The organism is Acholeplasma sp. ORD1043 (assembly GCF_057808485.1).
In genome coordinates this window covers 34,460-47,523 of the sequence record NZ_JAQLOJ010000009.1, presented here as the reverse complement: position 1 = coordinate 47,523, position 13,064 = coordinate 34,460, and the positions used below count along the sequence as shown (strand labels likewise).

General features: G+C 30.1%; 16 protein-coding genes. 1 reads left to right on the top strand and 15 read right to left on the bottom strand.

Annotation, left to right across the window (positions count from 1 at the left end):
* Positions 1-8: 8 nt before the first annotated feature.
* The 3 genes from PG914_RS04430 to pgsA all read right to left on the bottom strand — a co-directional run bounded on the left by PG914_RS04430 (position 9) and on the right by pgsA (position 3,485).
* Complete coding sequence (locus tag PG914_RS04430) at positions 9-1,742, bottom strand: ABC transporter ATP-binding protein (protein WP_488822502.1); 1,734 nt, start codon at positions 1,740-1,742, stop codon at positions 9-11.
* Positions 1,743-1,846: 104 nt separating this feature from the next.
* Positions 1,847-2,839 (bottom strand): recombinase RecA, encoded by a 993-nt coding sequence (gene recA, locus PG914_RS04425; RefSeq protein WP_488822501.1) that lies wholly within the window; start codon positions 2,837-2,839, stop codon positions 1,847-1,849.
* Between the two features lie 55 nt (positions 2,840-2,894).
* Positions 2,895-3,485: a CDP-diacylglycerol--glycerol-3-phosphate 3-phosphatidyltransferase gene (gene pgsA / locus PG914_RS04420; protein WP_488822500.1), complete on the bottom strand. Its 591-nt coding sequence runs from the start codon at positions 3,483-3,485 to the stop codon at positions 2,895-2,897.
* A gap of 104 nt (positions 3,486-3,589) precedes the next feature.
* Here pgsA and rpsT point away from each other — a divergent pair, with 104 nt between their 5' ends.
* On the top strand, positions 3,590-3,853 hold the full coding sequence (gene rpsT / locus PG914_RS04415) for a 30S ribosomal protein S20 (RefSeq protein WP_488822499.1): 264 nt from the start codon (positions 3,590-3,592) through the stop codon (positions 3,851-3,853).
* Between the two features lie 22 nt (positions 3,854-3,875).
* On the opposite strand, the gene PG914_RS04410 is transcribed toward rpsT, so the two are convergent.
* The 12 genes from PG914_RS04410 to PG914_RS04355 form a co-directional block, all read right to left on the bottom strand.
* On the bottom strand, positions 3,876-4,544 hold the full coding sequence (locus PG914_RS04410; protein ID WP_488822498.1) for a 3'-5' exonuclease: 669 nt from the start codon (positions 4,542-4,544) through the stop codon (positions 3,876-3,878).
* A gap of 1 nt (position 4,545) precedes the next feature.
* Positions 4,546-5,493: a DNA polymerase III subunit delta gene (gene holA / locus PG914_RS04405; protein ID WP_488822497.1), complete on the bottom strand. Its 948-nt coding sequence runs from the start codon at positions 5,491-5,493 to the stop codon at positions 4,546-4,548.
* A 43-nt stretch (positions 5,494-5,536) separates the two neighbouring features.
* Entirely contained in the window at positions 5,537-7,282 is a 1,746-nt protein-coding gene (locus PG914_RS04400; RefSeq protein ID WP_488822496.1) for a ComEC/Rec2 family competence protein, read from the bottom strand.
* A 199-nt stretch (positions 7,283-7,481) separates the two neighbouring features.
* Positions 7,482-7,979 carry a ComEA family DNA-binding protein gene (locus PG914_RS04395; protein ID WP_488822495.1) on the bottom strand — a complete coding sequence of 166 codons (498 nt, stop codon included), beginning with the start codon at positions 7,977-7,979 and terminating at the stop codon, positions 7,482-7,484.
* 37 nt (positions 7,980-8,016) lie between these two features.
* Positions 8,017-8,667 carry a methyltransferase domain-containing protein gene (locus PG914_RS04390; RefSeq protein ID WP_488822494.1) on the bottom strand — a complete coding sequence of 217 codons (651 nt, stop codon included), beginning with the start codon at positions 8,665-8,667 and terminating at the stop codon, positions 8,017-8,019.
* On the bottom strand, positions 8,664-9,527 hold the full coding sequence (gene yqeK / locus PG914_RS04385) for a bis(5'-nucleosyl)-tetraphosphatase (symmetrical) YqeK (protein ID WP_488822493.1): 864 nt from the start codon (positions 9,525-9,527) through the stop codon (positions 8,664-8,666). Before yqeK ends, PG914_RS04390 begins: the two co-directional genes overlap by 4 nt.
* Positions 9,524-10,552: a GTPase gene (locus PG914_RS04380; RefSeq protein WP_488822492.1), complete on the bottom strand. Its 1,029-nt coding sequence runs from the start codon at positions 10,550-10,552 to the stop codon at positions 9,524-9,526. The genes yqeK and PG914_RS04380 overlap by 4 nt, the downstream gene beginning before the upstream one ends.
* Complete coding sequence (locus PG914_RS04375; protein ID WP_488822491.1) at positions 10,539-11,081, bottom strand: YqeG family HAD IIIA-type phosphatase; 543 nt, start codon at positions 11,079-11,081, stop codon at positions 10,539-10,541. Before PG914_RS04375 ends, PG914_RS04380 begins: the two co-directional genes overlap by 14 nt.
* Positions 11,081-11,557 (bottom strand): transcription elongation factor GreA, encoded by a 477-nt coding sequence (gene greA / locus PG914_RS04370; RefSeq protein WP_488822490.1) that lies wholly within the window; start codon positions 11,555-11,557, stop codon positions 11,081-11,083. The genes PG914_RS04375 and greA overlap by 1 nt, the downstream gene beginning before the upstream one ends.
* A gap of 52 nt (positions 11,558-11,609) precedes the next feature.
* Positions 11,610-12,224, bottom strand: coding sequence for a YgjP-like metallopeptidase domain-containing protein (locus PG914_RS04365; RefSeq protein WP_488822489.1), 615 nt, complete (start codon positions 12,222-12,224; stop codon positions 11,610-11,612).
* Positions 12,224-12,787: an O-methyltransferase gene (locus tag PG914_RS04360; RefSeq protein WP_488822488.1), complete on the bottom strand. Its 564-nt coding sequence runs from the start codon at positions 12,785-12,787 to the stop codon at positions 12,224-12,226. The genes PG914_RS04365 and PG914_RS04360 overlap by 1 nt, the downstream gene beginning before the upstream one ends.
* Complete coding sequence (locus PG914_RS04355; RefSeq protein ID WP_488822487.1) at positions 12,777-13,055, bottom strand: DUF1292 domain-containing protein; 279 nt, start codon at positions 13,053-13,055, stop codon at positions 12,777-12,779. Before PG914_RS04355 ends, PG914_RS04360 begins: the two co-directional genes overlap by 11 nt.
* Positions 13,056-13,064: the final 9 nt, after the last annotated feature.

Below are 13,064 nucleotides of genomic sequence, written 5' to 3'. Positions count from 1 at the left end.
GTTCTACCCTACTTCATACTCATTTGCTTGATATATTGTTCTTTGTACCAACCATCACGACTGATGAGTTCTTCATGGGTACCTTGGTCAATGATTTTACCTTTTTGCATCACAATGATTTGGTCTGCATCTCTTACTGCAGAGAATCTATGGGCAATGATAATATTCGTTTTGTTTTTTCTAAATTGTTTTAACTGATCAATAATATTTTCCTCAGTTTTAGCATCAACAGCTGAAAGTGAGTCATCTAAGATTAAGATTTCAGGTTCTTTAACTAAAGCACGGGCAATCGATAATCTTTGTTTTTGACCACCAGAAAGGGTCGCTCCACCTTCACCAACTTTTGTATGCATACCTTCAGAAAGATAATTTAAGTCTTTTTCAAAGTCAGCAATTTTTACTGCTCTATTTAATTGGTCAATCGATGCTTGTGGATTACCAATTAAGATATTATCGTCAACACCACGTCTAAATAACATATGTGATTGAGGAACATAACCAACCATTTTTCTAATGTCAGTTATGTTATATCGTTTGATATCTTTATTATCGATTAGAATTTTACCGGATGTCACGTTGAATTCTCTCAATAATTGACGAATCAACGTTGATTTACCTGAACCAGTCGGTCCAACAACACCAAGTGTTTGACCATGTTTAATTGTCAAGTTAATATTTTGAATGGTATCACTTTGATCAAATGGATACTTGAAGGTCACATCTTTAAAATCAATTTGATTAAAACTCATAATATGATCTGAATCATGATCATCTTTAACAACTGGTTCTAAATCCATGATTTCATAAAATCTATCAATAGCAACAGTGGCATTATTCACTTGTTGGAAGACACCAGAAATACCAATTAATGGTCCATATAACATACCAACATAGGATACGAATGTGATGAGTTGACCTACAGTCATCATTCGATTCATAATAAAGATTGAACCGAAAATGAAAGCAAGAATATATGCAATCGCATAAACTGTTTCAAACATTGGGGTCAACTTATTTTCATAATTAATGATGTAACGCCATGATTTTATATCCGCATCAATTGCTTCTTGTTGAGCTTTAAGGTCAGTATTTTCTTGAACATAAGCACGAATAGTTTTTTGACCTTCAACCGATTCTAAAATCTTTTCAGTCATTTTAGCATAGATAACTCGATGCTTCTTAACGTATTCTCTTTTTTTCATACGTATGATGTTTAAAATAGTTAATCCAATTGGCATAACTGTAACTGAAATTAAGGTTAACTGCCAAGAGATTGTGGTGGCCATAATAGTAATTGCAACTGTAATCATTGACACGTTTAATACGATACCTTCAATCATTGATGTTGCTGCAACGGTAATTGAATCTAGGTCACTAGTTGCTCTAGAAATTAAGTCACCTTTTTGATATTTTTCGTAGAATTCAGCATCCATTGAAAAAAGTTTTGATAAATACTTTTGTCTCATTTGAAACGCTAACTTTTGGCTTGTTTTGTTTAATGTGTAGTTATAAATAAATGAAGATGTATAACGACCAAAAGGAACTAAAACTAGTCCCACAATTAAAAAGATTAAACTCTCGGTTGTTAAACTCTTACTGACGATAATATCAATCGCTAATCCTAAGATGTAGGCTGGTGTAAGTGCCAATAACGTGATGATAATTAGGAAGATGAACATGATTGAATATGAACGCCATTCCTGTTTGATGTACCAACTAACTTTCTTTATAATGTTTATCATAAACAAAACCTCTTTACATAGATAGTTTCATTATAAACCTATAAATGAAAAAAGGCGATACCCTTTTATCTTAAAGATAAAGATATCACCTTTTTACATATTGTTTACTTAATATTGTAGTGTCCTAGAATTTTCTTTTCTAATTCATCTAGTAATTCTGGTTTTGTTTCTAAGTAAGCACGTGCATTTTCACGACCTTGACCTAGTTTTTCATCACCAATATTATACCAAGCACCGCTCTTGTTAACAAAATCAAGTTCTGTTGCAAGATCTAAGATTTCACCACTTCTTGAAATACCTGTACCATACATAATGTCGATACTTGCTACTTTTAATGGTGGTGCTACTTTTGATTTAACGACTTTCACGTTGGACTTAATTCCGACTAGATCATTACCTTGCTTCAATTGTTCACTTCTTCTGATTTCTAAACGAACAGAAGAGAAGAATTTAAGCGCACGTCCACCAGGGGTTGTTTCTGGATTACCAAACATTACACCAACTTTTTCTCTAATTTGGTTAATGAAGATCGCAACAACATTTGTTTTAGAGATGACGCCACTTAATTTTCTCATTGCTTGAGACATCATTCTTGCTTGTAGACCAACATGGTTTGCAGACATATCGCCAGCAATTTCTTGTTCTGGTACTAAAGCAGCTACTGAGTCGACAACGATCATATCAATTGATCCTGACTTAATTAAAGCTTCTGCAATATCAAGTGCTTGTTCACCTGTATCTGGTTGAGATAAAACTAAATTGTTTAAATCAACGCCTAATGCTTTTGCATAAGTTGGATCAAGTGCGTGTTCAGCATCAATAAACGCAACTGTTCCTCCTTGTTTTTGTGCACTAGCCATGGCATGTAGAGTAAGTGTTGTCTTACCACTTGATTCTGGTCCATAAATTTCAATAATACGGCCACGTGGATATCCACCAATACCCAATGCAATATCTAATGCTAATGATCCGGTTGGAATGACTTCAACTGAATGATCGCCTTCATCACCTAACTTCATGATCGAACCTTTACCAAATTGTTTTTCAATTTGTTTTAAGGCAAGTTCTAATGCCTGTTGTTTTTTGTTATCACTCATGGACTAATCATTCCTCCTATTTCTATAGTAGATAAAACCATTGATAATTTCTTTTTTAAATTGATTCTAAAATTACTTTTCTATTTTTGTATAAGTAATCCCATCCTGAAATGATGGTAAAGAATACTGCTAAGTAGTAAACGTTATTACCAAACCAAGCAAACACTGGATCAATTGATGTTAATCCAAAGTCATTGAATAAGAAAATAATAATCGCAACCATCGTTGTTGCTGTCTTATATTTTCCAAGTTTACTTGCTGCAATAACATGTCCACGTTCTACTGCTAGCAATCTCACCCCAGTTACTGCAAACTCTCTTATCATGATAATCACAACTGACCAGATAGCAACTCGATCAGGCATTGATACCATTAAATAATAAAGTGCTGCAAAGACTAAAACTTTATCTGCAATTGGGTCTAAGAATTTACCAAAAGTGGTAACTTGGTTATATTTTCTTGCGATATATCCATCAAGAAAATCTGTAAAACTCGCGATTACAAAAATAAGGGCAAATATAATTTGTCCAACACTCATATTAAGGAAAGCGGTATCCATACGCATCAAGCGCTCGATGTATAGAACCCCAATCATAAATGGTATTAAAATAACGCGAAATATGGTTAATTTATTTGCTGTTGTCATGTTTTCCTCACATCATAAATATTTTATCATAATCAGCCGTTTTTTATTGCAATTGAATATGTTATTTGATAAAATGAATTGTGCTGATTTAGGAGGTGAATTTGGTGGCTAATATCAAATCTCAAATTAAACGTAATAAAACAAATGAAAAAGCTCGTCAAGCGAATGTTGCATTAAAATCTTCATTCAGAACTGCTGTTAAAGCTTTAAACGCTGCAGTAGCTGCAAATGACAAAGAAAAATCATTAGCTTTATTATCTTTAACATTCAAGAAGTTAGACAAAGGTCAAGCTAAAGGAGTATTCCACAAGAACTTCGTTGCTCGTCATAAGTCAAACTTAACAAAACAAGTTAACGCACTAGCATAAGACACCTAATAGGTGTTTTTTTTTACTTTGATTTCTCAATTTCTCGATTACCATACATACCTTGTGCAACTGTTCTCACTTTTGTCTTAAAAAAGTACGTTTGTGGTGCTTGATATTTTGGGTTATAACCTAAAACATTGATATATAAAGGTAAGTTTGGTTGTTGTTGATCTAATTTTTCTAAAACTTTAAAAGTAGCTAGGGCATCATCTGATGCTCTATGTGCATTTTCATTTGTTAATCCAAATTGTTCAACTGCATTCATTAATTTATGTGGATAAGCATAACGATCTTTATAAACTGCCATACAGTCTAAAATATCGTTTTCAATCATATAATTACGAGAAACATACTTTTGGAATAACTTTAAAAGAAACCCAATGTCAAATGCTAGGTTATATGCTACTAACAATGTATTTTTATCAATTAAATTGTTTAACATTTGGAAGGCTATCTCTTCAGGTAAGCCTTCTTTTTGTAACATCACATTAGTAATCCCTGTTAGGTTAGTGATAAAATCACTAATTGGTTCGTTTTGTTTAATAAGTAAATCAAGTGTATCTGTTACTTCATAGGTTTCACCAACTCTTGTGAGTTTAACTGCCCCTACTTCAATAACATTGTCTTTTATTGGTGAAAGACCGGTTGTTTCAAAGTCAAAGATTAAAATTGATTGATATGGTAAATTCATGTTATTTCACCTTTCTTAATAAGAGTAACTCAAAACCTAATTTGTCATCTTGGTTACCTGATTTAATATCTAAATCTAAATTTGATAAGTCCTTAATTAATGCTTCTAATGCTTTTGGACTTTGAACTTTAGCTTCTTTAACCACATGGTATGCACGACCTGATGTAATACCTAGATAATGTGAAATAGATTCTTGATCATAACCAGATTTTAATAATTTTTGAGCTTGATAAATTAAATAAACTGTTTGATATAAATGATTGATAATCGTTGATGCTTGCATCTTAGATTCTAATAAATCATCATAAATTTGAATATAACTTCTCACATCCCCTTGAAGATAGGCTTTTGAGAAGTTAAAAATATTCTCTTCTAATGTTCTTGGAACTAATTCATCAACAATGAGATATGAAATTTCTTTTGTATCATGTGCATAAGCTTTTAATTTTTCAATCTCTTGTTCAATAAGATAAAGATTATTACCTGTTCTATCGATAATCGCTTGAATCGTTCTACCATCAATCTTATAACCATCCTCATCAAAAATCTTTTTAATGTGAATTGGTAAGAGTGAACCTTCAATCGGTTTAATTTGTTCAATAAAAGTATATTTTTCAAGTAAATCTGTAAAGGCACTACGTTCTGGTATTTTAGTTACATACATAATCAAGATGATTTCAGAACTTGGATTTTCTAAATACTTTTGAAAATCTTTTAATTCTTTCATATCATATTGACTTAGTGCATCTACATTTTCAATGATTACCATTTTTTGTTCATCAAAAAAAGAAACAGTATAAAGTTCTTGAAGTATATTTTCTAAAGGTGTTTCAGTCGCATCCAATGTAACAACATTCATTGGATCAATCTTTGAAATCACTTGATATTTTTTAATTTGTTCACGTATTAAATAGGTGGATTCTCCAACCAGTAAGTATATTTTTTCCATAGCTTCCATCCTTATTTTCTATTATACATGATTGACTATCAATTTATGGACTAAAGTTAATAATTTCTTGTTTGTAAAACAAGATTGAACCAAGGTATCTAGTTTCAAAAACAGATACTCCCATCGTTTTAAAACGATCCATAACTTCTGGTGTTGGTTGATTATATATATTATTAAGTTTCACACTAACCACTGCAAATCTAGGATTAACCATACTAATAAATTCTTTAGAACTTGAAGTGAACGAACCATGATGAGCAACTTTTAATACGTCCGCTTTTAAATTGAATGCATATTTTTGAACTAAATCTAATTCGACTTCAACACCAATATCACCAGTGTATAAAAAGGTTTGGTTTAAAACATTAATTTTAAAGACTAATGAATTTCCATTTACCGATTTATAGTCTTTGATTGGACCTAAAAAACTCAAATCAATTGAATCAATTGTCATTAAGTTTTCATTTGTAATATATATTGTGTCTTTAAAATTTAGACCATAATCTTGATAACCACTTAGGATTAAATGTTTTACTTTAAACTCAACGATGAGATCTTTCGCTTCTTTCATATGGTCATTATCATTATGAGATAGAATTAAGTAATCAATTGTATAAACATAATTTGACTTTAAATAATTGCCAACATATTGAAAACTATCAACAACAATGACTTTATTGTCTTTAAAGATGACCGAACTATCACCTTGACCCACATCTAAAAAGATCACCTGGTCAGCTTTTGGAATCCAAGTTATCAGAACTAAACCAGTAAACATAGTTACTAGAAAAATTGCACGCAATTTTATAGACTTTATTGTAAGTATATAAATGAGTACTAAGTAGTATATAACAAGCATGATGCCTTCTAAACGCATCATATAAAATCCAAAATTAAACTGGTTAAAAAATGAGATTACTTCGACAAAAAAAGATTCTAAGATAGGGAAAAAATTCAAGAATGGAAAAATCGATAAGATGATTAGACTTGGAATAAACAACGGTCTAATAAGATATTGAAAGATAGGTATCATTAAAAGTAAAACGATATTAATTTTTCCTTGCCATAAAATAAGAAAAGGCATAAGAATCATGAGAGGAAGTAAATAATCTATTGAAGAATTAGCATATGGTTTTAACTCGAAAATGAAAATAAGTAAATAGATAACAATAAAACCTTGATTATAAATCAAATAAGGGTGAAAGATTAAAATCAAGATAAAAACTAACGACTCAATATCTAGTTTAGTTAAATGTAAATCAAAGGTTAAATTTATAAACGAAAATAAGGATTTTAAGAGTATTCTAAGTACTAAGTAACTAAATCCTATTAAATATCCAAAGATGGCTAAAATGGCTGTAATTAAATGTTTCTTATCATCCTTTATATCAAGATAATATAAAATTTTATGAAGTATGTAATATAGGACCATTAAGTTCATGCTAGAAAGCGAAAATAAAAAACCTATATTATCTACTTCAAAGAAATTTTCATCTTTAAAGAGTTTAACCCAAAGACTATCACTACTTAAAAATGATAGTGCATCTATTCTCTTATTTAATACAACACTTTCTACCTCAATACTTTTTATTACACCGTTACCTAATTGATAATTCTTTTCATCAAAACCATTTGGAATTGTAACGTGATTAAATTCAACTAAGTTTCCTCTAATCTCAACTAAATCATAAACATTGAAATCTTGTTTAGATTCAAATTCATATCTTTTCAAGTGACTTAAGACGATATATGAATTCTGATAAGTTTGTTCGTATTTTTCGATAATCAATACTTTCTCACTGATAGTATCATCACTAACGGTTTGATAAATAAGCGACAAACTAAATAAGATGAATATACTGACAGTTAGAAAAACAAAAGTAACTTTTTTATATCTATAGATGAGATAAATTAAAACCAGAATAAAGATTGGATACTTGATACTTAGAATGAGAAAGACTAAAAGTATCATATAAAGGTGTAAATAATTAGATATAGAAAAATTGTTTAATCTTCTCATAAGTTGCATCCCCAATACCTGAAACATTTAAAAGATCAGAAACAGCTGTGAATTTTTTGTTTTGTTCGCGGTAAAGTAAGATATTCAGTGCTCTTTTTTCAGTGATATTTGGTATCGTAATCAGCTCTAAATAAGTAACTTCATTTAGATTAACTTTATATGTCTTATCTTTGATTTCTTTACTGTATGTTTTGACTTCATATGTTTTATTTTCTACGAGTAGACTTAAGTTGAGTGAGTTGATATCAGCAGATGGCAAAATACCTCCAGCAAGATTAATAACATAAGCTAAAGTGACACCTTTTTCGACTTGGTAAGTACCTGGTTTAGCTACAGCACCAGAGATTTCAACATCAATCATTCTTATATCTGAGGTAACTAGTTCTAACTTCTTTTCTTTTGGAAAGAGTAGTATAGCTCCAATAATAAATAAAACGATTAAGACATAAAGAATATTTTTTCGCATAAAAAAACCTCCCATAAATATAGTTACGGAAAGGTTCTTATTTTTCTTTTTGACAAATGACAAATACTTTTCTATCATCAAAACTTTGAATAGTTTTAACTTTGAAACCTATTTCTTTTAATGTATCTAAATAAATATTTAAAGGTTTATAGAATTGTCTTACTCTAAAGTTGTATGTTTCATCTAGGTATTCCACATCTATTTTATGAATAATCTGTGAGACAGTGGTACGGACTTTCCAAGTGTATTTAAGATCATCATAGATACCAGATTCTTCTTCATTTACTGGTGATTTGTATAAATCAAGAATTAAAGTGCCACCAGCAGTTAATGCATTAAAATAAATTTTAAATAGGTTTTTAACACCCATAAAATAGTGTGTTACATCTAAAAGTGAAATAATTTGATCATACTTTTTTGGTAATGGTTTTCTTAAATCATGATTGATTAACAAAACATTTAAGTTTAGTTCTTCTAATCTTTGCTTAGCCAAATCTAACATCTCTTGATTATTGTCTAAACCTTCAATTAAATAACCTTTTGATGCAAGCATCGATAAGATATAACCACTTCCACAACCAGCATCTAGTGTAAGTTTTTCTTTGTCTAGATACTTTAAGATGGGTTTTAATATTTTTTCGTAGTTCACATCTTGTTGTAAGATGTCATAAACTTGTTCGAAAGTCATTTTTTAAATTCCATAAATCTTTGGTCAAAACCATAGAATCTACGATCTTCTTCTTTGAATAAATGAACAACAACATCACCTAAGTCAATTAAAACCCAGCCAACATTTCCTTTACCTTCAACATGACGAATATAATCTCTTAATTCATCACCAAAATATCCAACTGCTGCTTGACCTGCACGATCATTAACTGTTCCAATGACAAAGTAATCATAATATGGTGATGTTTCTTTAAAGTCAAAAACTGAAATGTCTTTGGCATTTACTTTATCTAAAATTTCAATACTTTTTTTAACTAAATCCACAAGCTGTTCTCCTAATTTATTAATCAATTCATTCATCCAAGGATGAATGGTTTTATTATCTTTTTTTAACATCTCTTTTAAATCTAAAAGATAATTAAGGATTGCATCATCAATCGAAGTTTCAGCAAGTTTTCTAAAGTGTTCAACCATAAAATAATTTCTTGAATCTTCAATTTTATCTGCAAGTAAGATAACCTTTGCATAAATGTTCATGTCTGGATTTCCAAATACATGAAATCTAATAGCATTTAATATATCATCATCTGTGATATGATGTCTAATTTTTAAATATTCTGCAGCACTTAAAGCATGAAATACAATCGGTGTATCCTTGAATGCTTCAATTTGTTCTTCTATTAAGACTGCAATTTGAGTTTCAATATCATCATATTTTGTGTAGTCATGATACCAAGCAGCAATTTCTAACTTTTCTAAATCAAGATTTAATTTAGTACCTAACTCGAGTGCTTTTCTAACTACCCCTTCAATATGAATGAGTCGTTCATTTCTACCTTCATATTTAGTTACAACATCATTGATTATTTCATCAATCATCTAATAAACGCCTCGATTACCGTGATATGTAAATTTGGATGTGTATCAATTTTAATTGTGACTGGACCTGTTAAAATCATGAATCCAAAGTCTGCAAAAGTAATTTGATATTTCACGTCTTCTTTTAATGCAAATTCAGATGATTTATATTCATCAAAATTGACATTAACAACTTGTTTATTTTGAAGTAAATCAGCAACTTTTTCAGCTTTTGTTGGATGTAATTTAATGGATTCTGATCCATAGAAAACAGATGTTGTTGAACCCTTTAAGATTGATACTGCAGCCAACCCATCAATTAAAATGGCATCGCCTTTTTCTAGTTTTCCATTTTTAGGCTTAAATTGATTTGATGGTAATAAGTCTTTATAAACTTCATATGGGAAGAACTCATGTAGATAACCTTCTTGATATAACCCTGGCGTATCATATATTTTAATACCCTCTAACTCACCAGATAAAATTGTTTGAGTTAAAGCTGCTTTCTTTAAAGCTAAGGCTTCTTTATTGCCAGTTAGTGCTTTAAAGATTGTTGTTTTACCTGAGTTTTGAAGTCCAATGAAATAAACTTCTTTATATTTAGAATCTAATAAATAGTTCTTAAGATTTTCAATATCGAATTTATTTAAAGCACTCATTAAGATGATTTCATCATAAGCTACTCTAAATCTGTTAAATTGTTTTTGAATTTTACCAAGTAAATAGTTTCTATGTGTTGAATCAGGTAGTAAGTCAATTTGGTTAATCAAATGGACTACGTGATAATCTTCTGCAAGACGCTTAACTTCACTTGTTAAAATTGTGTCTAAGTATAAAACCGATGAAACTAAGACAATTAATGCATCTTTCTTAAATGTTGGTAATTTATCCGGATGAAAGTGAATATCACCTTTACCATAGTGCATTAGTTTGAAACAATGCATACAGAAGGGTTGATCTAACGATTTAACATAACCCTCTTTTTCAATATCGATATTTTGTAGGACTGCACCGCAACCTAAACAAGTTTTACTATTTTTCTGCATATGCTTTTAATACCTCTTCATATCGTTTTGGTTCTTTACGCTTAATTTTATTTAAAAAGTAAGACTCAATCTTTCTATTAATTCTAGTTGGTAACTTATCACTTGAACGTTTAACAGCCTCAACTAAAACGGTAGTAAAGCCCATACGTTTACCACCAAAGCAATCTGTCATCAATTGGTCTCCAATCATGACAACTTCATCTTTTTTCACGTTTAACATTTTAATAGCTTTTTTAAAACCAAATTTTAAAGGCTTTTTAGCAAAATGCACAAACTTAAATTGATGACCAATTGCTTCAAAGACTCTTTTGTAATGTGAATTCGATATGACAATGACTTTAAAATCTTTTTCTAAAGAATTTAGAAAATCGATTGCTTTTTGTTCAAGTTTAGTTTGATTGTAGTCAATAATCGTATTGTCTAAGTCAAAAAGCAGAGCATTCTTCCCCTGCTTTTTTAATTCGTCATAATTAATTTCGTAAATGGATTTAACATATAAATCCGGAATACATTTTTTATAAATAGCCATTAATTTAATGAAACAATTCTAACGTTAAAACTCTTACCAGTTTCTGACTTAACAGTGACGATATCGCCGACTTCTCTACCTTTGATTGCTCTACCTAATGGTGATTCAACAGAAATTTTACCTTTAATTGGATCAGCTTCGATTGTACCAACTAAGTGATATGTAACTTCTTTGTCTTTATCGATAAAGTATAAAACGACTTCCTTACCAATGTTTACAGATGTTGAGTCTTCGTTAGCTTTAATGATTTTAACGTTTTTGATGATATTTTCAATTTCTTGAATACGAGCAGCAATTCTTGCTTGTTCATCACGTGCTGCATCATAGTCAGCATTTTCTGATAAGTCCCCTTGTGCTCTTGCTTCTTTTAAAGCCTCTAAGTTTTCTTTAATTTTGACTTCTTTTAAATCAACTAATTCGGCTTTTAGTTCTTCTAAACCGGCTTGAGTTAACTCATATGTTTTTTTAATTGCCATGTGTATGACTCCTTAAATTTTCTTCAATTTATTATATCATTATTTAATCAATCTAATAACTAATTTCATGCTTTCTTAATTGTTTTTGAACAATTTTATGATTAATCATAACCTTATCTAACACTTGATAGAAAGATTTTGAGTGATTTCCGACAATTAAGTGTGCATATTCATGCAATAAAACATAGTATAGATATTCAGGGTTAATTCTTGCAAGAAATGAACTTAAAGTTATTTCTTTAATGTTTGTTCTGCATAACCCATACTTTGAACGTAGTTTTTTAACATGCATTGGAACTAGTTTTAAACTTAGTTTTGATAAATCTTGTTCTAAACGTGGTTTTAATGTATCAACCATTTTCAAAACTTCTAATTTTAAAATAAGATCATAATTCTTTTGGGAATGTTGATAGTTTCCAAAGAATTCATCTTCGGTTAATGATATTCCCCAAAGTTGATATTTTGGTGTTTCTACTTTAGTTTTAGTTTTTTTAGCCGTTAATTTTTCAAAGTATTTATCAAGATACGACAAAACTTCCGATTCTTTAGCTTTTTTATTTGCAGTAATAATGATATGGTCATTTCTGTTTCTAAAGTAAATATGTTTGATTGATTTATAGATGATTTCATAAGTAACACTTATGCCATTTTTCTCATAAACCTTCATTACTTAACCCTCTTTGAAATAGATAATCCATCACCAATTGAAAGTTGAACAGTTTCAAACTCATCTGTGGTTGCAAGAAATTTTCTAAATTGTTCTAACTTTTTAATCATGTTTTTAGTAGATCTTGATTTTGTCTTATCTACAGTTAAATTGTGGAATGTTAAATTATCACAAACAATCAAACCATCAGGATTTAAATATTTTTTATATTTATCAAAGAATCTTTGATAAGATGCTTTAGCACCATCGATGAAAATGAGGTCATAAGTCTTATCACCTACTTCATAGGTTTTAGCATCTGCTTGTATAACTGTGACGTTTGCATTAAACTCTTTTACCCATTTTATTGCTTCACTGAATCTTTCTTCATCATATTCAATTGTATCAACATGGGTGTTTTCACTAGAAAAACATATGGCACTATAGCCATATGCAGTTCCAATTTCTAAAATTGATTTGATGCCTTTTTCAAGTATTAATTTCTTAATATAGTCTAATGATTCATCAGTGATAATTGGAATATGATGATTCAGACAAAAGGCTTTAAAATCATTAAGCGTCAAGGTCTTCGTCGTCTTCTTCTTCGTCTAATGCATCTTCATATTGTTGATAAACTTTATCAACTAAATCCCACTCTTCATCTGTTTGGATGTCGAATAGTTCACCTTCGTCAGCAGTTGCACCAGGTACATAAACTGCAGCTGAAACTTCATGTGTTTCATCAAATTCAAATACAACGTAGTTTTTACCGTTTTCTTGGAATGTGAATAAAATTGTTGCTAACTCTTCTTTTTCACCATTAAAAATTGTTAATTTATCAAGTGCGTTCATTTGATTCCT